The sequence below is a fragment of the Campylobacter concisus genome (genome assembly GCF_902460715.1).
Lineage (GTDB): Bacteria > Campylobacterota > Campylobacteria > Campylobacterales > Campylobacteraceae > Campylobacter_A > Campylobacter_A concisus_AK.
The window spans coordinates 28,802-50,535 of record NZ_CABPUX010000001.1; the positions used below are offsets into that span (position 1 = coordinate 28,802).

20 protein-coding genes are annotated in these 21,734 nt (G+C 40.6%); 18 read left to right on the plus strand and 2 right to left on the minus strand.

Translation table 11 applies throughout. From position 1 onward, the window contains the following. Positions 1-322 precede the first annotated feature (322 nt). The 7 genes from F3G91_RS00140 to nikR are packed head-to-tail and all read left to right on the plus strand — an operon-like array spanning position 323 to position 8,565. Positions 323-1,468 carry a hydrogenase small subunit gene (locus F3G91_RS00140; RefSeq protein ID WP_107937580.1) on the plus strand — a complete coding sequence of 382 codons (1,146 nt, stop codon included), beginning with the start codon at positions 323-325 and terminating at the stop codon, positions 1,466-1,468. A gap of 9 nt (positions 1,469-1,477) precedes the next feature. Then, a complete protein-coding gene (locus F3G91_RS00145; protein ID WP_149700319.1) occupies positions 1,478-3,196 on the plus strand; it encodes a nickel-dependent hydrogenase large subunit in 1,719 nt (572 codons plus the stop codon). 9 nt (positions 3,197-3,205) lie between these two features. Beyond that, entirely contained in the window at positions 3,206-3,886 is a 681-nt protein-coding gene (gene cybH / locus F3G91_RS00150; protein WP_149700320.1) for a Ni/Fe-hydrogenase, b-type cytochrome subunit, read from the plus strand. Next, positions 3,886-4,428 carry a HyaD/HybD family hydrogenase maturation endopeptidase gene (locus tag F3G91_RS00155; protein ID WP_149700321.1) on the plus strand — a complete coding sequence of 181 codons (543 nt, stop codon included), beginning with the start codon at positions 3,886-3,888 and terminating at the stop codon, positions 4,426-4,428. The genes cybH and F3G91_RS00155 overlap by 1 nt, the downstream gene beginning before the upstream one ends. Continuing rightward, complete coding sequence (locus F3G91_RS00160; protein ID WP_149700322.1) at positions 4,425-5,897, plus strand: hypothetical protein; 1,473 nt, start codon at positions 4,425-4,427, stop codon at positions 5,895-5,897. Before F3G91_RS00155 ends, F3G91_RS00160 begins: the two co-directional genes overlap by 4 nt. Further along, positions 5,881-8,106 carry a carbamoyltransferase HypF gene (gene hypF / locus F3G91_RS00165; protein WP_149700323.1) on the plus strand — a complete coding sequence of 742 codons (2,226 nt, stop codon included), beginning with the start codon at positions 5,881-5,883 and terminating at the stop codon, positions 8,104-8,106. The genes F3G91_RS00160 and hypF overlap by 17 nt, the downstream gene beginning before the upstream one ends. Positions 8,107-8,151: 45 nt before the next feature. After that, positions 8,152-8,565, plus strand: a complete 414-nt coding sequence (nikR, locus tag F3G91_RS00170) for a nickel-responsive transcriptional regulator NikR (RefSeq protein WP_149700324.1) — start codon at positions 8,152-8,154, stop codon at positions 8,563-8,565. Between the two features lies 1 nt (position 8,566). Here nikR and F3G91_RS10175 read toward each other — a convergent pair whose 3' ends face one another. Continuing rightward, on the minus strand, positions 8,567-8,716 hold the full coding sequence (locus F3G91_RS10175; RefSeq protein ID WP_188116780.1) for a hypothetical protein: 150 nt from the start codon (positions 8,714-8,716) through the stop codon (positions 8,567-8,569). 212 nt (positions 8,717-8,928) lie between these two features. Between F3G91_RS10175 and F3G91_RS00175 the strand changes: the two genes are divergently transcribed. The 8 genes from F3G91_RS00175 (at position 8,929) to F3G91_RS10345 (ending at position 14,827) form a co-directional block, all read left to right on the plus strand. Then, positions 8,929-10,191 carry a DUF2157 domain-containing protein gene (locus F3G91_RS00175; protein ID WP_149700325.1) on the plus strand — a complete coding sequence of 421 codons (1,263 nt, stop codon included), beginning with the start codon at positions 8,929-8,931 and terminating at the stop codon, positions 10,189-10,191. Next, entirely contained in the window at positions 10,188-10,820 is a 633-nt protein-coding gene (locus tag F3G91_RS00180; RefSeq protein WP_149700326.1) for a GDYXXLXY domain-containing protein, read from the plus strand. The genes F3G91_RS00175 and F3G91_RS00180 overlap by 4 nt, the downstream gene beginning before the upstream one ends. Before the next feature lie 124 nt (positions 10,821-10,944). Next, positions 10,945-11,757, plus strand: coding sequence for a hydrogenase nickel incorporation protein HypB (gene hypB, locus F3G91_RS00185; protein ID WP_149700327.1), 813 nt, complete (start codon positions 10,945-10,947; stop codon positions 11,755-11,757). Next, positions 11,757-11,996: a HypC/HybG/HupF family hydrogenase formation chaperone gene (locus tag F3G91_RS00190; protein WP_009293878.1), complete on the plus strand. Its 240-nt coding sequence runs from the start codon at positions 11,757-11,759 to the stop codon at positions 11,994-11,996. Before hypB ends, F3G91_RS00190 begins: the two co-directional genes overlap by 1 nt. Next, on the plus strand, positions 11,996-13,084 hold the full coding sequence (gene hypD / locus F3G91_RS00195) for a hydrogenase formation protein HypD (RefSeq protein WP_021085824.1): 1,089 nt from the start codon (positions 11,996-11,998) through the stop codon (positions 13,082-13,084). The genes F3G91_RS00190 and hypD overlap by 1 nt, the downstream gene beginning before the upstream one ends. An 8-nt stretch (positions 13,085-13,092) precedes the next feature. Then, positions 13,093-14,085 (plus strand): hydrogenase expression/formation protein HypE, encoded by a 993-nt coding sequence (gene hypE, locus F3G91_RS00200; protein WP_149700328.1) that lies wholly within the window; start codon positions 13,093-13,095, stop codon positions 14,083-14,085. Then, complete coding sequence (gene hypA / locus F3G91_RS00205) at positions 14,085-14,426, plus strand: hydrogenase maturation nickel metallochaperone HypA (RefSeq protein WP_103638572.1); 342 nt, start codon at positions 14,085-14,087, stop codon at positions 14,424-14,426. The genes hypE and hypA overlap by 1 nt, the downstream gene beginning before the upstream one ends. 197 nt (positions 14,427-14,623) lie before the next feature. After that, the gene (locus F3G91_RS10345; protein ID WP_223227791.1) at positions 14,624-14,827 is read left to right on the plus strand and encodes a hypothetical protein; all 204 of its coding nucleotides are present in this window, start codon (positions 14,624-14,626) and stop codon (positions 14,825-14,827) included. Positions 14,828-15,112: 285 nt separating this feature from the next. Here the strand turns inward: F3G91_RS10345 and F3G91_RS00215 are convergent, their stop codons facing one another. Next, complete coding sequence (locus F3G91_RS00215) at positions 15,113-17,578, minus strand: YhdP family protein (protein ID WP_149700329.1); 2,466 nt, start codon at positions 17,576-17,578, stop codon at positions 15,113-15,115. Between the two features lie 73 nt (positions 17,579-17,651). On the opposite strand from F3G91_RS00215, the gene mltG reads away from it, so the two are divergent. From mltG to F3G91_RS00230, 3 genes are all read left to right on the plus strand, one after another. Further along, a complete protein-coding gene (gene mltG / locus F3G91_RS00220) occupies positions 17,652-18,596 on the plus strand; it encodes an endolytic transglycosylase MltG (protein WP_149700330.1) in 945 nt (314 codons plus the stop codon). A gap of 63 nt (positions 18,597-18,659) precedes the next feature. Further along, positions 18,660-20,834: an NADP-dependent isocitrate dehydrogenase gene (locus tag F3G91_RS00225; protein WP_149700331.1), complete on the plus strand. Its 2,175-nt coding sequence runs from the start codon at positions 18,660-18,662 to the stop codon at positions 20,832-20,834. Positions 20,835-20,837: 3 nt separating this feature from the next. Further along, positions 20,838-21,731: a lactate/malate family dehydrogenase gene (locus F3G91_RS00230; RefSeq protein WP_107930471.1), complete on the plus strand. Its 894-nt coding sequence runs from the start codon at positions 20,838-20,840 to the stop codon at positions 21,729-21,731. Positions 21,732-21,734: the final 3 nt, after the last annotated feature.

Genomic DNA, 21,734 nt, shown 5'->3' on the forward strand with positions numbered 1-21,734 from the left:
TTAACCCATTTAGGCTTTTAAAAATTTATATTTCAAAGCTCTTTCTTCTTAAAAACACTAAATTATATTTTTTAAAAATTATTAAAATTTAATTGATATTTACTTTCATAAAAATAGAATTTTTGCCATATCATTTCTCAAAATAGGATAAATTCTCACTAAATATTATTTTTTAACATATTTTAAGATTATTGATAACAAGGCGTTTAAAATTTTATTTTAAAATTTATTTAAATATAATTATTAATAGAATAAAATAATATTTGTCTTCTTTAAAAAAGATAAGATACAAAATAAACAAATTTCAAATGAAGGAGCTTATATGAATAATGACTTGCGTCAAAAGATCAATAGACGCTTAAGCGAACTTAGTGCATTGCCTAAGATGAAAAATGACACTAGTATTGCGCAGCTTTTAAAAGATAAGGGCTTTACTAGGCGTGATTTTATGAAGTGGGCTGGTGCGATGACAGCTTTTATGGCATTGCCAAGCGCGATGACACCGATGGTTGCTCGTGCTGCTGAGCTAAGCGATAGGCTCCCTGTGATATGGCTTCACATGGCAGAATGCACTGGCTGTAGCGAGGGCCTACTAAGAACTGACGCTCCAAGTATAGATAGCCTTATATTTGACTACATAAGCCTTGAATACCACGAAACTATCATGGCAGCTGCTGGCTGGCAGGCTGAAGAAAATTTAGAGCATGCGATAGAAAAATATAAAGGCAGATATATCTTGCTAGTTGAGGGTGGCGTGCCAACAGGAGCTACTGAGCACTTTTTAACAGTCGGACCTCACGGCACAAGCGGCAAAACTCACGCCGTAAATGCCTCTGCTAATGCAGCTGCTATCTTTGCTATTGGCACCTGTTCTAGCTTTGGCGGTATCCAAGCAGCTAAGCCAAATCCAACAAATTCTGTCGGTCTTTCAAAAGTGACTGATAAGCCAGTCATAAATGTGCCAGGATGCCCTCCAAGTGAGAAAAACATCGTTGGCAACGTGCTTCACTACTTGCTATTTGGCACTTTGCCTGCACTTGATGTTTATAACAGACCAAAATGGGCTTACGGCTTAAGAATTCACGATCTTTGCGAAAGACGTGGCCGCTTTGACGCAGGCGAATTTGTCCAAAGCTTTGGCGACGAGGGCGCAAAAAATGGCTACTGCTTATACAAAGTAGGCTGTAAAGGTCCATATACATTTAACAACTGCTCACGCGAGAGATTTAATCAACACACATCATGGCCAGTTCAAGCAGGTCACGGCTGTATAGGCTGCTCTGAGCCAGACTTCTGGGATACGATGGGGCCATTTGAAGAGCCGATGGCTGATAGACTATTTGACACTGTTTTGGGGCTTGGCGCTGATAATGTAAGTGATAAGATCGGCATTGGCATTTTAGCACTTGCTGGCGTTGGCATAGCAGCTCACGCTGCACTAGCTTGTATGAGTAAAGATAAAGAATAAGGCGAAAAAATGAGCGAAAAAAGAATAGTAATAGACCCTATAACACGTATCGAGGGGCATTTAAGAATAGAAGTTGTAGTTGATGAAAACAACGTTGTAAAGGAGGCTTACTCTGGCTCAACTCTTTGGAGAGGCTTAGAGCAGATAGTAAAAAATAGAGACCCAAGGGACGCTGGCTTTTTCATGCAAAGAATTTGTGGCGTTTGCACATATTCACACTACCGTGCAGGCATTGTAGCTGTCGAAGATGCACTTGGTATCAAGCCACCGCTAAACGCAGAACTAACTAGAACGCTTATGAACGCAGCCCTCTATCTTCACGATCACATCGTGCACTTTTATCAGCTCCACGGCCTTGACTGGGCGGACGTCGTCTCTGCATTAAGCGCAGACGTGCATAAAGCTAGCGAAGAGGCGTTTAAATACACAAGCACGCCATTTGCTACGGGAGCTGACAAGCTAAAAGAGGTAAAAGAGAGGGTTGAAGCCTTTGTTAAAAAGGGCAATCTTGGACCATTTGCCAACGCATACTGGGGACATAGCACATATAAATTTACACCAGAGCAAAATTTAATCGTCCTCTCTCACTATTTAGAGTGCCTTAGAATCCAAAGAACAGCAGCTCAGATGATGGCTATCTTTGGCGCGAAAAATCCACACCCACAAAGCCTAACAGTTGGTGGCGTGACCTGCGTGATGGACCTGCTTGATCCAGCCAGAATGGGCGAATATATGAGTAAATTTGCCGAGATCAAAGAGTTTGTCGATAGAGCTTACTACCCAGATATCTTGATGGCTGCTAAGGCTTATGCAAACGAGCCAAGCGTTCTAAACGATGTTGGCGTATCAAATTTATTCTGCTACGATGAGTTTTTGATCGGCAAAAATGACCATCTATTTAAAGGTGGTATCATCTTAAACGGCGATCTTAGCAAGGTCTATGATATCAACGAGGACAAGATCACAGAAGAGGCGACAAGAGCTTGGTATAAAAATGACAAAGCACTTCATCCATATGACGGCGAGACCGAGGCAAACTACACTGGGCTTGTTGATGGCGAGAGCATAGACGGCGAGGGCAAGCTAGCTCACAGCAAGCTTTTTGACACAAAGGGCAAATATAGCTGGATCAAAGCGCCAAGATATGACGGCATGCCTATGCAAGTAGGACCGATCGCAAGCATCGTCATAAACTATGCTAAAGGCAACGAGAGAGTTAAAAAGATAGTTGATGAGTTCTTATCAAAGAGTGGCTTGCCACTAAACGCAGTCTTTTCAACTCTAGGCAGAACCGCTACTCGTATGCTTGAAGCAAAAGTGGTCGCAGAGCACACAATGGACGCATTTAATGCCTTGATCGAAAATTTAAAGACAGATCAAGAGACCTGCACAAAATATGTCATAGATAATAGCAAAGAGTACAAAGGTCACTTCAAAGGCAACGCTCCAAGAGGTGCGCTAAGCCACTGGTGCCGCATAAAAGATGGTGTCATCTCAAACTGGCAAGCAGTCGTGCCAAGCACTTGGAACGCCTCTCCAAAAGACGCCAAAGGTCAAATGGGCAGCTACGAGGCGTGCTTGATAGGCTTAAAGATCGCTGATCTTTCAAAACCACTTGAGATAATACGAAAAATTCACTCTTACGACCCTTGCATCGCGTGTGCCGTGCATGTTATGGACACGAAGGGAAATGATTTGAGTACTTATAAGATAAATCCAAATTTATAAGGAGAAAAGATGTCACATAAAAATCCTGACAGGATCAGCGAATATGAATTCTCCATCGGCGTTAGGCTGACACACTGGATTAGATTTATAGCTATCACGCTTTTGGTTGTGAGTGGCTACTACATCTCTTATGTCTTTATGAGTCCAGAGATCACGAGCGAGCCTACAAATTTCATGCAAGCAAAGTGGCGTTTGGCGCACCAGGTCGCTGGCTTTGTGCTAATAGCGGTATTTATCTTTAAATTCTATCTATTTGTCTTTGATAAACACAGCAAAAAAGAGTGGATGAGCGTGCTTGACTTTTTAAGTCCAAAAGTTTGGATAGCGCAGATAAAGTACTACATCTTTATGGGACCGCACCCGCATTTAAGGGGCGTTTATAACCCATTGCAGTTTGCCTCATACTTTTTCTTTTACGTCATCTTAGCGCTCATTTGCCTAACTGGCCTAGTGCTTTACGCTCACGTTTATCACAATGGACTTGGCGGAGCGATATATGAGCCAGCGAGATACTTTGAAAAGCTTATGGGCGGACTAGCAAATGTTAGAACGATACATAGAATTTGCATGTGGATCATCATGATATTTGTGCCTATTCACGTTTATATGGCGATATTTAACGCCGTTAAAGGCAAAAATGGAGCGATGGACGCCATCGTTAGTGGCTATAAATTTGTAAAAGAACATTGATGAGAGTGCTAGTTCTTGGCATCGGCAACGTTATGTTTGCTGATGAGGGCATAGGTGTTCATTTTGTAAATTTGATGGCTAAAAACTATAAATTTACAAGCTCTAAAAACGAGCTCACTCTAATGGACGGGGGCACTTTAGCCCTCGCTCTAACTCACATTATAAGCGAATTTGACTATCTTATCGTCGTTGATTGCATTAGCGCAAATGGCGCAAGCGTGGGCGATGTTTATTTTTTCGACTTTCTAAACGTACCAAATTTTATCAGCTGGGACGGCTCAGCTCACGAGATCGAGATGCTTCAAACCCTTCATCTAATGGAGCTTGCAGGCGACAGGCCGACAACCAAAATCTTAGGCATCGTGCCTAGCCGCATAGAGTCATCAAATTTTAGCCTCTCAGATGAAGTGATAAAAGCTTCTAACATCCTTGAAAAAACGCTTATTGAGCACTTAAAAGAGCTTGATTTTAAGTGCGAAAAGGTGGCAAATTTCACACTAAATGATACCCTCAATGACTACGCCAAAAAAGGTTTAAAATGATACTTGCTTTTAAATTTGACTGCTTTAAAGATCCAGCCTTTTTAGCGCCATTTTTACGTGTATTGGCTAAAGATCTTTTGCACTCTATAAGCTGCAAAGATGATCAAATTTACCTAAAGGTAAGTGGCTCAAATGAGGAGCTTAGTGCCCTAGCAGACAGAGCAAGCGTCATCTTGCCCTATAGCCTTTATATAAAGCATAGCGAGGTCGATGTGGCAGATGAGCTTGACATGGCAGGTGAAATTAAAAAGATAAAATTTGGCACGCTTAGCCCATCTCAAGCGGCGGCATTTTTGGCTAATGGCAAGGCTATTTTAAATGAAAGTGGCGTGCTTGCTTGGAGTAAATTTGATGGCGAGATAACGCTTGATAATTTTAATGAAAAGCTAAAAACCTGCCTAAATTTATTAAAAAATGGTAAGAGCATTTGCGTAGAGCAAGATGAAAATTTATATGAAATTTCTCTTGGGGTAAATTTTGATGCAAATTTCTTGATGCCTGTAAATTTAAAACAGCTACCAAAAATTTTTATAGCTGGTGATAGGTCGCAGATCGCGCTTGCTAGCTTTGAAAAGCCACTTTTATCGCTAAAAACGACAGCCATTTACAGGCAAAACCACGAGGGCGCACCGCTATTTTTTGACGTAATGGCGCCAAATGACCTTTTTCTTTACGCCATTTGCGAGCAGCTAAATAAAGAGTGCTTTAGCTTTTTAAGCGTTTCTGTAAAGGAGCAAAAAAACGCTCTTTCAAGGCTTGCTTTGCTTGAAAACAGCGCGCTTTTAAGCCCATTTTTTTATACAAAAGATGAGAAATTTGAGCTTAGCTATTTGGGCGAAGTGGCTTTGGGGCTTAAATTTAGCAAATTTGGCGATGATGAAATTTGCCTGCTTTCAAAATCAAGCAAAACGCAGCTTCTATTTTTACCAAAATTTAGTAGCTTTGAAGAAATTTATGAGCTCATAAGAGCTGATGATGGCGGCGAAAGACTACTTGAAAACTTTAGCAAAGAGCGCGCCCTGCCAAGCGGTAAATTTAGCTCAGATGCTAGCTTTTTCTCGCTATTTTGCATAGCTGGACGCTTGCTTGGCTTAAGCAGTGACTTTAAAAAAGCAGGGGAGAATTTGCTCCTTATGGCAGCTGATTTTAGCGGTCAAAAGGGCGTTAGGATAGATTATAAAATGAAAGATGACTTTGGTTTAGACGGGGTTAAGTTTGTAAAAAGTATTATTTCATTTATCCTTGCTGGCGCTGGAGAGAAGAATATCAGCTTTGGTTGCACCGAGTCTTTGGCGCATTTTCTGAGCGATTTTAGCTATGAAAAACGAGATAAATTTAACATTAAAAATGTTACTTTAAGCGGGGATTTATTTTATAATAAGGTAGTTAGCAACTTGATAAAAAAGCACCTAAACCCAAATATAAAAACAAATTTTGACCCTGGATTTGGCATTGAGATCAAGCTTTAGATATGAGATCAAAGGCTTAGTTCAAGGCGTTGGTTTTAGACCTTTTGTCTATACTTTAGCGGACAAATTTAAGCTAGTTGGCGAAATTTACAACGATGATGAGGGCGTGAAGCTAAATTTTAGCGGCGAAGAGGCCAGCTTTTTGGCTTTTGAAAAAGAGCTTTATAAGAAGCTGCCAGCCCTTGCTAGGATCGATGAACTGCATAAATTTAAGATAGATAAAATTTATGAAAAACTTGAGATCATCGCTTCAAAAAGTGCTACCAAGCAAGCGCCCATTTTGCCTGATTACGCACTTTGTGATGACTGCTTGCGCGAGTTTTATGACCCCACAAATCCACGCTACAAATACCCATTTATAAACTGCACCAACTGCGGACCGAGATTTTCCATCATCAAAGCATTGCCCTATGACAGGGTAAATACGACGATGAACGAGTTTAAGATGTGCGAGTTTTGCGAGAGCGAGTATAAAGACCCGCTTAATCGCCGCTACCACGCAGAGCCGATCTCTTGCCCAAACTGCGGGCCAAAGCTCTATTTAAAAGATAAATTTGGCAAAGTGCTTGCCAGTAAAAACGAAGCAGCCAAAGAGGCGGCTAGGCTCATAAATGATGGTAAAATTTTAGCCATTAAGGGGCTTGGTGGCTTTCATCTAGTTTGCGACGCGACAAATGAAGCCGCAGTTTGCGAGCTAAGAGCTAGAAAACACCGCCCAAGCAAGCCCTTTGCGCTGATGAGTAAAAATTTGCAAAACGCCAGAAAAATAGCGCAAATTTCAGACGCAGAGGCGAAGCTTCTTAGCTCAAATTTAAAGCCGATCGTCCTACTGGAGGCAAAAAACGGCTCAAATATCGCAAAAAGCGTCGCTCCAAATTTAAACAAGCTTGGCGTTATGCTCGCATTTAGCGGTATACATCTTTTGCTTTTTGATTATTTAGAGCACGACATCATCGCAACTAGCGCAAACATCTCAGGCGAAGTCGTGATAAAGGATGAGAGTGAGCTAAGGGAAAAACTAGGTGAGGTTATAGACTTTTACCTTGATCACGACCGAGAAATTTACTCGCCAAGTGACGATAGTATCGCATTTTGCGTTGGAGATGAAGTGATTTTTACAAGGACAAGCCGCGGGCTAAATCCAAATTTCATCCATACAAATTTCAAGCAAAAAGGGACATTTTTAGCCCTTGGAGCGGAGCTAAAAAGCTCATTTTGCATCTACAAAGATGGCCTTTTGATGGTTAGTCCATATATCGGCGATCTAAAAAACGTGGCGACTTTTGATAGGTTTAAGGATATTTTCACCCTTTTTGAAACGACTTATGATCTAAAAATAGACAAAGTTATAGCTGATCTGCATCCAAATTTTTTAAATACAAAATGGGCAAAAGAGCAGGGCTTTGAGCTAGTTCATCTGCAGCACCACTACGCACATTTGCTAAGTGTCATCTTTGAAAATGATTTGCCTGACAAAGAGTATCTTGGCTTTTGCTTTGATGGCACTGGATACGGAGATGATGGCAAAATTTGGGGTGGCGAGGTCTTTAGGCTGGATAAAAAGAGTTACGAGAGAGTTTATCACTTTGATGAATTTAGCCTATTTGGCGGCGAAAATAGCATAAAAAATATCTATCTTATCGCTTATTCTATTATTTTGAAGTATGAGCTTGAGGACGAAGGGCGTAAATTTTTAGGAAATTTTGATGAAAAGGTGCTTAGAAATTTCAAGATGATGGAGCAAAAGGGGCTAAATTTAGTAAAAACTAGCTCGGTTGGTAGGATATTTGACGCATTTGGTGCGATAATATGTGGCATTTCTCACTCAAGTTTTGAGGGCGAAAGCGGTATGAGGCTTGAGGCGCTTTATGATAAAAATTTAGATGCGTGTTATAAATTTAGCCTAAATGACGGAGTTATCGGCTTTAAAGATGCCTTTAAAAGTGCGCTAAAAGATGAGCCAAGAGTGGCTGCAACGGCATTTATAAATGGCATGGCTGATATCATTTTTGAAATTTCTAAAAGTGAGAAAAAAGAGATTTTGCTAAGTGGTGGAGTTTTTCAAAATAAGACTTTGCTTGAGCTTATTTACAAAAAATTTACTAAAGCAAATTTGAAATTTTATATCAATAAGAAATTCTGCAGTAACGATTCTAACGTAAATTTAGGGCAAATTTATTATTATTTATCCACATTTTCTAATAAGTGATGTATAATTATTTTAAACGGTAATCAAACGAGAAAGGAGCAAAAAATGGATAGTGTTATACGTTTTAGTGTTTCTTTGCCTAGTCAATTACTAGACGAACTGGATAGAAAAGTTAGCGAACAAGGCTACGCTTCTAGGAGTGAATTTACAAGGGATTTGATCCGTGAAAAGATCGTAAGCGACAGCTGGAAGGACGCTAACGAGGAGTTGATTGGGGTTTTGACGCTCATTTATGTGCATCATCACAACGATTTGGTGAATAAAAAAATGGATATCGAGCATGACTCTGATGTGAAGATCATCTGTACAAATCACGTTCATGTCGATCACCACAACTGCTTAGAAACGATCTCTTTAAGGGGCGAAGCGGAGAAGATAGAGCGCTTTGCTGATAAGATCGCAGGTTTAAAGGGTGTTAAGTTTTCTAAACTTACAAAGGCTGCTGTGCCTAAATTTTAAGCTAAAAGCCTTTTTGGCTGTTAAATTTAGGATTTTTGTAAATAGCTAGCAGTGCTCTTGGCTGCGGAGCTTGTCTTATTTTGTCTTTTTGATAGTTTTTAGCAGTTTTTGTGATCCATTTTTGCAAATTTATAGTAGGGTTTTGCTGCATTTTTTTGCGCGTGCCATGTATCTTTTTGGTAAAAATAGTTTGATGACCGTTTTTTGCTTGGGCATTGGCTAAAGCTAAATTTGCAAAAGCCCGCCCAAGTTTTTTTTGGCTTTTTAAGTTTCTCTCTTTTTTGCTTTATTTTTGTTTTGGCATTTTTGGCGCTTGTATGCTATTATTAGCCACAAAAAAATGTCATTTAAAGAGAATGAAAGATGAATTTTTACAATAGAAATTTTCTAGCCAAAGAGCTAGATCGCTGGCAAAAAGAGGATGTGGTCGATAAGGCCACCGCTTTAAAGATAGCAAATTTATATGAAATAGATCTAAACGCTCATAGCGAAAAGACTAGCTTTATTTTAAAGTTGGTTGCTTATCTCTTTTTCGCGCTGGCATTTTTTACGCTAGTTGGAGCTTACTGGGAGGAGATACCAAGGATGGGGCGCCTTGTCATCATCTTTGGAGTGCTTGCTCTTTTAAATTTTGGAGGAGTTTATTATCTCAAAAAAGGCAAAGACAAGCTTGGCACGGCTACGCTCTTTTTGGGAAATTTCTGCTACGGCGCAGCCATAGCGCTTATCGCTCAAATTTATAATATTAGCGACGAGCCAAGTGGCGGAGTTTTGCTCTGGAGCGTTGGAGCGTTTGTGCTCTCTTTTGCTAGCAAAAAGGCCTTGCTAGTGGCTCAAAGCCTCGTTTTTGCGACGATCTGGTTTGTTTTAAAGGGTATGGGCGGCGAGTTTGCTTATGAATTTATCGTCTTTATAGCCCTTGGCGCCTACACACTTTATAAAAGCGACTCAGTATTTCTTGCGATTGTACTTCTAGCGGATATATTTTTCTACATCGTTTCGCTCTGCGCTAGGATCAGCGGGTTTAACGAATTTTATGGCTATGACCTTATGTTTAGAGCGCCGATGGCTGCTACTTTATCGCTCTCATACTCGCTTTTACTTGTCGCGCTCTTTAGCACGTTAGCTAGCTTTAGAGATAGGCTAGCGCACCTTGTAAAAGGCTTTGGCAAGTATCTTGGCATCGTCATCTTAATCGTTTGCCTGATAGCTTATGCAAATGGCGATATCTACGAGCTAGAAGAAGATAAATTTTGGTTTGCAAAAGCATTTTTTTATAGTAGCTTTGGCAAGGTTTTTGCTGTATTTAGCATCGCTAGCATTGCGCTATTTTTCAAAGAGAAAAACAAAAGTGGCTTGTTTCTTGGCTTGATACTCTTTGCGTTGCCATTTGTCTTTAGTTTGGGTGTGGGATATGCAAATATCTTCTTCTCGCTAGCAAACATCATCGTTGCTGCCGTGCTTATCAAAAATGGCGAGCTAACGCTTGGACTATGCATGATATTCTTAGTTGCGGTGGTTAGATACTTTGAGCTAATAGGCGATTATTTGGGAGCTACGGCGCTATTTATCGTCTTTGCCTTCGTCGTGCTCGCAGTCGCTGCTAAAAAAGGACGTACAAAATGAAGATAAGATCACTAATACTAGCCATAATCTTTCAAATTTTACTAATAATTGCGATGCTCGCATACGCGCTCATGCCACTTTATCTTGGAAAAGAGATAAAAGTGAGGGTAAATCTTTACGATCCAAGGGATCTCTTTCGCGGAAACTACGTGAGCTTGAGCTATGATTTTTCAGATTTTTCAAATCTGCAGCAGTCTAAATTTGATGAAAAAACTGGCGTTGAGATATATATATATGATAGAAATATCTCAAAAAATGATGAAATTTACGCCATTTTAAAGCAAGATGCTAACGCTACTTACGCTTTTGATAAATTTAGCTTTACTAAGCCAAAAGATGTTCTTTTCTTAGCTGGCAAATTTGATGGATATTTATTTGTAAAATATGGCATCGAAGAGTTTTACATGCCAACTAAAAAGGCAAAGCAAACTGAGCGAGAGATGATGGATCAAGACGTGGATGCTGTTGCTGTTTTGATGGTGATGGATGATGGTAGGGCAAGGCTAAAAGATATCATCATCACACCAAATGGCAAAAAAAGAAGCAATGATGAAAAATTTGATGAAAATGGCTACACAGATGATAACGAGAGCTTTGAAGAGCCAGTTCGCTTGCAAGATCAAAGGTAAATTTAAAGGGATGATTAAAAAACGGGTTAATTTATCTCATTTGCATAAAATGCCCTTAAATTTTAATTTTATTTTTAAATTTAAGCGTTAAAATCTCTGAAAATTAATAAAAAAGGATAATAAAATGTGTAAAGATTGCGGTTGTTCAATGGGTAATCACGCCCACACTCACACTCACTCTGATGGTACCACCCACTCACACCCACACACTCATGATGGGCATACGGACCACGCTCATGACGCACACGAGCATAGCCACGAGGCTCACGCGCACCCTGTGCTAAACGAGAGCAAAACCATAGATGTGATAGAGAAAATTCTATCTGAAAACGACAAAGAGGCAGCTCACAACAGAGCGCATCTTGATGAGAAAAAGATACTTTGTGTAAATTTGATGAGTAGCCCAGGCGCTGGCAAGACTACGCTTTTAGAGGCTACGATAAAGGCTGGTAAATTTAAAATAGGCGTTGTCGAGGGCGATCTTGAAACCAATCAAGATGCCGACCGTATAGTAAAAGCTGGCGCAAAAGCTCACCAGATAAGCACAGGTCAGACCTGCCACTTGGACGCTTTTATGGTGCATGAGGGGCTTCACCGCCTACCACTAAATGAGCTTGATCTAGTCTTTATAGAAAATGTTGGAAATTTAGTCTGCCCCGCAAGCTACGACGTTGGCTCGCACTTTAACGCTGTGCTTCTTTCAGTGCCAGAGGGCGATGATAAGGTTAGCAAATATCCAGTGATGTTTAGGGCTGCTGACGTGCTTTTGATCACAAAAGCTTCGCTTGCGCCACACTTTGACTTTGATATCGAGCGAGTGAAAAACGACGCTAGAAAGCTAAATCCAAAGGTCGATATCTTTGTAGTAGATAGCAAAACAGGCGAGGGCATCGATAAGTGGATAAGTTATTTGGAATTTAAAAAAGAGCTAAGATAATGTGCCTTTCGATCCCTTCAAAAGTAATAGAAATAGATGAAAACAACGTTGCTACCGTCGAGACTCTGGGCGTTACTAGAAAGGTAAGCCTAGATCTCATCTCTGAAGAGGTAAAGGTTGGCGAATACGTGCTAATCCACGTTGGATACGCCATGCAAAAGATCGATACGCAGTTTGCGCTTGAGAGCTTGGAGGTCTATCAAAAGATCGCTGAGGATATGGACGCGGGGAAAATTTGATGGATCTTATCAATGACTTTCGCGATAAAAATTTAATCCTTGCCCTTTCAAAACTGATACAAAAAGAGAGCGTAAAACCGCTAAATATCATGGAAATTTGCGGTGGCCACACGCATAGCATTATGAAATTTGCACTGCCAAGCTTAGTTGGAGAGCATATAAATTTCGTCCACGGCCCAGGCTGTCCAGTCTGCGTGATGCCAAAGAGCCGCATAGACGAGGCCTGTAAGCTTGCCAGCATGGATAATGTGATCTTTTGCACGCTAGCTGACATGCTAAGAGTGCCTGGCTCAAAGACAAGCTTGCAAAAGCTTCGCGGCGAGGGACACGACATAAGGGCACTTTACACGCCACTTGATGCGCTAAATATCGCTAAGCAAAATCCAGACAAAAAGGTCATATTTTTTGCCATTGGCTTTGAGACGACGACGCCGATGAGTGCAAATTTAGTTGAAAAAGTGGTGCAAGAGGGCATTAAAAATTTATACTTTCATATAAATCACGTAACCGTCCCAGCGCCAGTTAGAGCTATAATGAGCGATGAGAACGTAAGGATAGACGCATTTTTGGGACCAAGCCACGTGAGCGTGATCACTGGTAGCAAAATCTACAAAGAATTAGCGAGCGAATTTAAAAGACCCATTGCCATTAGCGGTTTTGAGCCGCTTGATATCATGGCAAGTGTGCTAAATTTAGTCCGTCAGCAAAACGCAGGCACTTATGAAGTCTATAACGAGTACGCAAGGGCGGTCAAAGAAGAGGGCAACGTCAAGGCAAAAGAGCTCATAGCTAAGTACTTTGAGCCATGCGACTTTGTCTGGAGAGGTCTTGGCGAGATAGCGCAAAGCGGTATGAAGCTAAAAGACGAGTTTGCCTATCTTGACGCTAGAGTGCAGTTTGACTGCAGTGTAGAGAGCGCTGGCGAGAGCAAGGCTTGCATTTGTGGGCAAATTTTAAGAGGGCTAGCTAAGCCGACTGATTGTAAGGTCTTTGGCAAGGTCTGTAACCCGCAAAATCCGATAGGATCGTGCATGGTCTCAAGCGAGGGCGCTTGTGCGGCATATTTTAAATACGCAAGAGTTGGTTAAGGAATTTAATGAAAAAGATAATGCTAAGCCACGGCGGCGGCGGCGAGGAGATGAACTCGCTTATAAACGAGACGATATTTAAAATTTTTGATAACGAAATTTTAAGGCAGAGCAACGACTCAGCGATACTAAATTTAAACGGAAAGATCGCATTTAGCTCCGATAGCTTTGTGGTAACTCCCATTTTTTTTAATGGCGGTGACATCGGCAAGATCGCGGCTTGCGGCACGATAAACGACCTTGCGATGGTTGGAGCAAGCGCAAAATACCTAAGCTGCTCGCTCATCATCGAAGAGGGGCTTAGCATAGAGGAGCTCGAGCGTGTGCTTAATTCGCTTGCAAAAACTTGCAAAGATAGTGGCGTGAGCGTGGTTTGCGGCGATACGAAGGTCGTGCCAAAGGGCAAATGCGATAAAATTTTCATAAACACAGCAGGCATCGGCGAGATAGTTTGTGAAGGCGTGGAGCTTAAAAATTTAAAAGCAGGGGCAAAAATTTTAATCTCTGGAGATGTTGGCAGACACGGCGGCGTGGTGCTAGCAGCAAGAGAGGAATTTGAGCTTGGGCTTGATCTAAAAAGTGACTGCAAAAGCCTAAAAGAGGTTGCTTTAAGGCTATTTAGCGCTGGCATAAAGCCACAAACTATGCGTGATGCGACTAGGGGCGGACTAAGTGCGGTGCTAAACGAGTGGGCTAAATTTAGCAAATTTGACATCTTGGTTTTTGAAGAAAATATCAAGGTCGCAGACGAAGTGATGGGCGTTTGTGAGCTATTTGGATTTGAGCCTTATGAGCTTGCAAATGAGGGCACTTTTGTGATGGCTGTCGATGAGAGCCAGGCCGAAGAGGCACTTAAAATTTTAAGAGAATTTGATAAAAATGCGATGATAATAGGCGAGGTAATGGAAGCTAAAAACGAGCGTGTCATCATCGAAAACGCCTATAAATCAAGAAGATTTCTCGAGCCGCCAAAGGGCGAGCTGCTACCAAGGATCTGCTAATGCACGAGCTTAGTATCGTTCAAAATTTAGTCACTCTTTGTGAAAAAAATGCCGCCAAAGAAAATGCCAAAGAGATAAGCAAGATCGAGATAAAGGTTGGTCGTTTAAGCGGAGTAGAGCCACACTATCTGGAGAGTGCCTTTGATGTTTATAAGGCTGGCACGATCTGCGAAAACGCCGAGCTTGTCATAAATTTACAAGGCATTGTTGTAGAGTGTTTGGATTGTGGATTTGGCGGAGAGCTTAGCGAAAATGACTTCACCTGTCCAAAGTGCAAAAGCCAAAATTTAAAGGTAACTGACGGCGAAGATATGTATCTCATGCGCCTTGAGATGAAGTAAAATTTTACGTATTATAATGCGTAAAATTTTATGCATTTATTGATTTTTTATGGATAGTGTTAAATTTTTCTCAATCAAACGCCTAAAGAGCTATAAAAACGAGTAAGAGTATAAAATAAACTTTTTGTTAGTGTGGGCTGTCTTAAAAGCTTGGTGCTTTAGAAATTGTCACTAGAAATTTAGCTTTTAAGGCTTTAGTGGATAATAACAAGGTAGATATTTTAAGCTCTTTTGGCGGCTACTTCAAGCTAGATGATCTCTTTGTCTCAAAGCAAACTTTTGGATTTTGGGCAAAAATCATCGATGAAGCCAAAATCCACAATGATATCGTCAATCTTGATAAGCTTGATTTTAAAAAATATTCTAAATTTAACCGCAAAAATAAACTTTTAAACTATTAAAAAGTAAAGATTTTATATGACCTTGCTGTTAAAATTCGAAACCGAGCATTTCATTTTGAAAATCTTTATAAGCTAAATGACGATCAAACGCCGAGAATTTCAACTCGTGTTGGTAAAACTTTAGTAGGCATTGATCCGCAAATGTTAGAAGATTTCATTAATGATGCGTTGTTTTGTTTTGATGAAGATCTGGCAAGATACTTAGAATGAGTGGCGGATAATAAGCTCCGCCGTGAACTTCGCCGAGGTTACGCTAAACAATAATTATTTTTTGCTTAACGCTTTTTACTCAAATATCAAAAACGGAGCCTGCAGAACGTTTCTTATGATCTTTAGTGGCGAGAGTAGAGCATCTTGCAAGATCTGCGTCGAGTATTCTGGCTTTTCAGTTGTGCCACGTATGGCGATGACGGTTGAGAGCGAGCGGTCTTTGCCAAGGATGATTTGGTTGATAAGTGGGATCTTGTCGATGATACCGCTTGCGTCTTTTAGTATCTTTAGCTCAAGATCGATGTTTATCTTTTTGCTCTTTAGATCGATCGTGCCACGTCCGCCGATATCTGCGCTCGTGCCTATCATCTCAATCGCTAAAAACTCGATCACGTCGCCCTTTCTAGTAAGTAAAATTTTACCGTTTTTAACAGTAAAACCCTTGTCGTTAAAGTCAGGCGTTTTAAAGCTAAGAAGCGATGGCACCGAGTTTAAAAAGCTTAAGAGTCTTTGATAAAAGATGTAGTCTTTTAGATACGTGCCAAAAAATCTCACCTCAGCCTTGAAATTTTTAGAGCTCTCCCCAAGCATTTTTAGGCGAAATTTACCGCCCTCAAAGCTCTTGGTGCCTAAAAGACCATTGATAAACTCACCGCTTATATCAGTTGCGTCTAAATTTATGCTTTTCTCATCGCTAAAATATCCAACTCTGCCTTGCTTTGCTAGCCCATTTAGCGAGGTGCTTTTGCCTTTTTTCTCGGCGCTAAAGCTAGTAAATGGCAAGGTTTTGTTTAAGTCCTTTAAGATGATGTCGCCATTTTTTGCAAAGAGCTCAAGTGGCGTGCTCTGCTCTTTTGTGCTGTTGTCATCAAGCACTAACAAATTTAGATCGTTGCTCTTAGCTTCTATGCCTTTTTCGGCGATGCTTAAAGCGAGTTTCTTGCTCGCACTTTGCACCTTTACGCCAGCTTTTGAGACTGTGATCAAAAAGTCGTCACTATCATATTTTGAGCCATTTTTATCCAAAAACGGCATGTCAAATTTAAGCCCTTTTGCCAAAATTTCAAGATTAACAAAGTCCTTGCTTTTTATGCTCATATCTTCAAAGCCAAGCACGCCATTTTGCTTTAAAAGTGGGGAGTTTTGCATGATGAAGTTGCTATTTTTCGTGGCTATCACGCTCTCATCGCCAAAGCTTAAATTTAGTCCAAAAGGCTCAATGCTAAGCGTGGTCTCGCTTGGCTTGCTAAAGTCAAGAAGTGCTGTAAATGGCTCATTTTTAAAGGCTAAAATTTCATCATTTTTCTCTTTTAGATCAAAGCTTTCTATGACGCCTTTTATCTCGCCGGTGCTTTTTTGTAAATTTATATCTGCTTTTGCATTTGCTCTGAAAAAATCAAGCCCAAAGCCGCTTGCATCGATGTTTAGCACAGAAGTATTTACAAGCTTTACAAGAGCGCTTTTAGCGTTAAATTTACTCCCAGCGATATCTAAAACCGCATCACTTATCTTAAAATCGCCATTTGCGATGACACTTTTTTCATCAAAATTTTCTAAGCTCTTCTCATCAAGCTTTATCAAAATTTTTAGGCTAGCGTCCATTTTGCCGCTTAGCTGCCTAACTGGCACGTTGATCTTATAAGCTCTTAGTATCTCATTTATCGCCTCATCGTAAATAGAATTTGTCTTTATAAAAAGCTCTAAATTTGCACTTTTTTCATCAAAAATGTTGTTTATCGCGACGTTTGAGCCATCAAGCTTTTTGCCTTTATAAACTGGAGCTGTAAGGTCAAATTTAAGCTTTGAGTTATTAAGCGTGATATTTGCCTCAGCGACATTTACAGCTGGCAAGCCTTTATCAAATTTAACAAGTAAATTTTTGGCATTTGCAGTCGCGTTTAGCTCGTTTAAGAAAAGATCATTTTTTTTAAGGTCAGCCTTGCCATTTATCTCATTTAGGTGATAGTCATCAGCCACGATGTAGCCATATATCCAGTTTTTAACCTCGCTGTTTAGGTGTATGCGACTATCAAGCTCAGCGATGAAGTCCTTGATGCTGCCAGCTTCGACGTCATAGGCTTTGTAGGTTAAAAGTGTATCTTTTAAGGCAAAGCTAAGCTTGCCATTTAGCTCGTGAGAGGTGAAATTTCCATCAAATTTATAGTCATCCTTGTCAAAATTTGCACTGCCTTCGCCGCTAATGCTGACATTAAAGTCTTTAAAACTTAAATTTTTTACTATGAAGTGGTCTATGCCATCTTGCTGCTCTTTTTGAAATTTGATATCGATGTTTAGATAAGGGCTATCAACGAAAAATATATCATCTAAAAATAAAATTTTGATCTTAAAATCATCGCCTATTTGCACGCTCTCAAGCGAAATTTCTTGAAAAAAGGTCTCAAGATAATCCACGCCTTGACTAAGGTTTAAAAGTCTCTCATCGCTACTTTTTTGCGCCACGTCTTTTTTAAAGCTTGGTAGCTTGATCTGCTTTGCTCTTACAATTATTTTTTTATCTAACTTTATATATAATTGCTCCAATTTTACGCCGTAAAACTCGAAATCGTTAATTTTTATGCCGTATTTTAAAAGCAAAAGAAGCGAAAGAATTAAAATGATAAAAAATTTTATAAAAAAGCCATACCTAGATATTTTCTTTGATATCGTACTCATCGTCGTCCTAAGCATATTTGTCTATTTGGCACGCCCCATAAACACGAGCAAAGTCGTCTTTGTGCCAAAGGGAAGTGTGGGCGAGATTATATCTTATTTAGCTAATCGCAACTTTAACTTAAGCGCGATCGACAAGTATGCCATGCGCTTCATCGGTTCGCCTCAGTCTGGCTGGATCGAGATAGGCAAAGATAAAATTTCAAGGATTGATTTTTTAAAAAAATTAGCCAAGGCAAAGGCAGCAATGACTGAGATCACGCTCATCCCCGGCGAAACTACGATCGTTTTTTTAAACCAGATAGCAGCCCAGCTAGGACTTGACGCAGTTAAACTAAATAGCGAGTATAACGCCCTTGCGCCAGTCGCTGATGGCTTTTTGATGCCAAATACTTATAAAATTCCAGTTGGCATCAGCGAGAGGCATCTGGCTTATTACCTTGTAAATTCATCCAAAAAGGCGCAAAGCGAGATCAGCAGAAAAATTTTTGGCGAATACAACGAGAAAAAGTGGTTTAAAATTTTAACCATCGCTTCAATCATCCAAAAAGAGGCCGCAAACGACGCTGAGATGCCACTTGTCGCCTCAGTCATCTATAACCGCCTAGATAAGGGCATGAGGCTGCAGATGGATGGCACGCTAAACTATGGCATCTACTCGCACGATGTGATCACGGCTGAGCGCATAAGAAGCGACATGAGCGAGTTTAACACCTATCTAAACGACGGCATACCGCCAAGTCCAGTCTGCTGCGTCTCTATAAGTGCGATAAAAGCTGCGATAAACCCTGCAAAGAGCGATTATTTATACTTTGTGCTTGATAAAAAGGCGAAAAAACACATTTTTTCAAAAACCTTAAGCGAGCACAATCAAAATATCGCAAAATAGGGCTAAAATACAACTAGCTTTAATAAAAAACGTGATAAATTTCAAAAAATCAAAAGGGCTAAAATGAGTGACATTATCTGGACTAAAACCGACGAAGCACCGCTATTTGCAAGCTACTCTCTCTTTCCTATCGTAAAGAGCTTTTTATCACGCGCTGGCATTAGCATAACTAGAGCTGACATCAGCCTAGCAGGGCGAATTTTATCTCTTTTTAGCAAAGAGCTTGGGCTAAACAAGGCTGACGAGCTAGAGCTTTTGGGTGAGCTAACCGCGCACAAAGAGGCAAATATCATAAAACTGCCAAACATCTCAGCCACGCTCGTTCAGCTAAAAGCGGCCATTGAGGAGCTTAGAAGCAAGGGCATAAACGTGCCATTTTATCCAGACGAGATCATCACAGACTACGACGAAGAGGTTGCTAAAAAATATGCAAAAGTGCTTGGAAGTGCTGTTAATCCAGTGTTAAGGCAAGGAAACTCAGACAGAAGAGTTCTGCCGCCGGTTAAAGAATTTGCCAAAAAGCATCCACATAGCAACGGCGACTGGGACAAGGCAAATAAAACTAAAATTTGCTACATGCAAAAGGGCGATTTTTATGAAAATGAGCGCTCAATCATCGCAGAAAAAGATGAGAGATTTTATATAAATTTTATAAGTTTAGATGGCAAAAAAGAGCTTTTAAAAGAGCTTGCTGTTCAAAGTGGTGAGATCGTAGATGCTACCTTTTTAAGCGCAGATGAACTGGATAAATTTTATGAAAGCTGTTTTGAGAACGCGCTAAAAGAGAATTTGACCTTGAGTTTGCATCTAAAATGCACGATGATGAAGGTTAGTGACCCGGTTATCTTTGCGCATGCGATAAAGAGCTATTTTAAAGAGGTTTTTGAGCTATTTGGCGAGGAGTTTAAAACTCACGGAGTTGAGGCAAAAAACGGCTTAAAAGATATGTTTTCTAAAATTTCAACTCTTAAAAATAAAGATGAAATTTTGGCTAAATTTGATGAAATTTTGAGCAAAAAGGCGAAAATTTGGGCACTAAATGAAAGTGCCAGCAACTTTGATGTGCCAAATGATGTTATCATTGACGCCTCCGTGCCAGCGCTCATTAGAAACTCTGGCAAAGTAAAAGATAAGGATGGCGAGCTAAATTTCTCACTTTGCATGATCCCAGATAGGACCTACGCTAGGGTTTATGAAGCCTGCGTGGCGGACTTTAAGGAGCATGGCGCGCTTGATGTGAGCAAGATCGGCAGCGTGGCAAACGTGGGGCTAATGGCTAAAAAGGCCGAGGAGTACGGCAGCCACGATAAGACTTTCATCGCAAAAGAGGACGGAGAATTTGCTGTTTTTGATGAGGCAGGCGAGAGCGTCTTTAAATTTAGCGTTAAAAGTGGCGACATTTTTAGGATGACGCAGGCTAAAGAAGATGCGATAAATGCGTGGTTTGAGCTTGCCTTAAAAAGAGGCGAAATTTCAAAAGATGAGCTTATATTTTGGCTAGATAGCAGCCGTGCTCACGATAGAAATTTGATAGCTAAATTTGAAAAATTTAGAGATAAATTTACTAGGGCTGGCGTGAAATTTGAAATTTTAAACTACGAGCAAGCAACTAAAAAATCGCTTGAAGCGATAAGAGCTGGCAAAGACGTCATAGGCGTCACTGGCAATGTTTTAAGAGACTATCTAACCGATCTTTTCCCGATATTTGAGCTAGGTGGCAGCTCAAAAATGCTCTCAGTAGTGCCATTGCTTGCTGGTGGAGCGATGTTTGAGACTGGTGCTGGTGGGACGGCTCCGACGCTTGTAAAAGAGCTAAAAGAGAGAAATCACCTGCTTTGGGACAGCCTGGGCGAGTTTTTGGCGCTTAGTGCTTCGCTTGAACATTTAGCGTTTTTTAGGCAAAAAAAAGAGGCAAAAGAGCTAAGTGACGCGCTAAATAGAGCTGTTGCTAGCTATTTGGATGAAAACAAAACACCAAACGCCACTCTTGATACCAGAGAGTCGCACTTTTATCTAGCGCTATTTTGGGCGAGAGAGATGGCAAAAAGTGGCGGAATTTTAAGCGTAATTTTTGAAAATTTAGCAGACGAGCTAGAGAAAAATGAGAGCGAAATTCTAAAGCAGATCAGAGAAAAAGATGGTGCAAGCGTGGAATTTGGCGGATACTACCTGCTAGATGAAGCAAGAGCTAATGAGGTCATGAGACCAAGTGAAATTTTAAATCAAATAATAGGATAAGATATGAAAATAAGTGTAGTTGGAGCTGGAAACGTCGGTGCTAGCATAGCTTATGCGCTTTGTATGAGAGAGCTTTGCGATGAGATCGCGCTTGTGGATATATTTGGCGATGTGGCGCGTGCAAAGGCGATCGACCTAGCTCAGTCAAGCTGCGTGTTTAACGCAAAAACTAGCGTTTGTGGTGGCGATGATTTTGTGCTTATTGAGGGCAGTGACATCGTCATAGTCACAGCTGGAAGCCCAAGAAAAGAGGGTCAAACCAGAGAAGACTTGCTACTTAAAAACGCCGTTGTCGTAAAACAAACTGCGCAAAAGATAGCTGAATTTGCCAAAAACGCAGTGATAATCGTAGTCACTAATCCACTTGACGTGATGGTCTGGACGGCACATAAATTTAGCGGTTTTAGCAAAAACAAAGTGATCGGCATGGCTGGCGAACTTGATAGCGCAAGGTGCAGATATGAGCTAGCGCTTTTAAAAGATAAGGACGCCAGTAAGCTAAGAGCAAAGATCGTCGGGGCTCACAATGACGAGATGATCGTATCAGCCAGCAATATCAGCGAAAATTTAAATGAAAATGAGCTAGCAATCCTTAAAAAAGAGACAAGCACTGGCGGAGCAAAGATCGTTAAACTGCTTGGCACTTCGGCTTACTACGCGCCAGCGGCTGCAGCTGTGAAGATGTGCGAGATGATCGTTGGTAAGAGCGATGAGATAATAAGCGCTAGCGTGCTAATAGATGATGAGCTAAGTTGCGGCAGGTTAGTAAGGCTCGGACGCGATGGCTTAAAAGAAATTTTAGAGCTAAATTTAGATGAAGACGAGCAAGAGCAACTAAACAAAAGTGAAGCTGAAATTAGAAAAAATATCAAATTTTTAAAAGAAAACTTAGAGTAGGAA

Coding starts and splice junctions, on each gene's coding strand:
- F3G91_RS00160 (WP_149700322.1), top strand. CDS start 4,425: ATGATACTTGCTTTTAAATTTGACTGCTTTAAAGATCCAGCCTTTTTA.
- F3G91_RS00230 (WP_107930471.1), top strand. CDS start 20,838: ATGAAAATAAGTGTAGTTGGAGCTGGAAACGTCGGTGCTAGCATAGCT.
- mltG (WP_149700330.1), top strand. CDS start 17,652: ATGATAAAAAATTTTATAAAAAAGCCATACCTAGATATTTTCTTTGAT.
- F3G91_RS00145 (WP_149700319.1), top strand. CDS start 1,478: ATGAGCGAAAAAAGAATAGTAATAGACCCTATAACACGTATCGAGGGG.
- F3G91_RS00155 (WP_149700321.1), top strand. CDS start 3,886: ATGAGAGTGCTAGTTCTTGGCATCGGCAACGTTATGTTTGCTGATGAG.
- F3G91_RS00190 (WP_009293878.1), top strand. CDS start 11,757: ATGTGCCTTTCGATCCCTTCAAAAGTAATAGAAATAGATGAAAACAAC.
- hypB (WP_149700327.1), top strand. CDS start 10,945: ATGTGTAAAGATTGCGGTTGTTCAATGGGTAATCACGCCCACACTCAC.
- hypA (WP_103638572.1), top strand. CDS start 14,085: ATGCACGAGCTTAGTATCGTTCAAAATTTAGTCACTCTTTGTGAAAAA.
- hypE (WP_149700328.1), top strand. CDS start 13,093: ATGAAAAAGATAATGCTAAGCCACGGCGGCGGCGGCGAGGAGATGAAC.
- F3G91_RS00140 (WP_107937580.1), top strand. CDS start 323: ATGAATAATGACTTGCGTCAAAAGATCAATAGACGCTTAAGCGAACTT.
- F3G91_RS00180 (WP_149700326.1), top strand. CDS start 10,188: ATGAAGATAAGATCACTAATACTAGCCATAATCTTTCAAATTTTACTA.
- F3G91_RS00175 (WP_149700325.1), top strand. CDS start 8,929: ATGAATTTTTACAATAGAAATTTTCTAGCCAAAGAGCTAGATCGCTGG.
- F3G91_RS10175 (WP_188116780.1), bottom strand. CDS start 8,716: ATGCAGCAAAACCCTACTATAAATTTGCAAAAATGGATCACAAAAACT.
- hypD (WP_021085824.1), top strand. CDS start 11,996: ATGGATCTTATCAATGACTTTCGCGATAAAAATTTAATCCTTGCCCTT.
- F3G91_RS00225 (WP_149700331.1), top strand. CDS start 18,660: ATGAGTGACATTATCTGGACTAAAACCGACGAAGCACCGCTATTTGCA.
- cybH (WP_149700320.1), top strand. CDS start 3,206: ATGTCACATAAAAATCCTGACAGGATCAGCGAATATGAATTCTCCATC.
- nikR (WP_149700324.1), top strand. CDS start 8,152: ATGGATAGTGTTATACGTTTTAGTGTTTCTTTGCCTAGTCAATTACTA.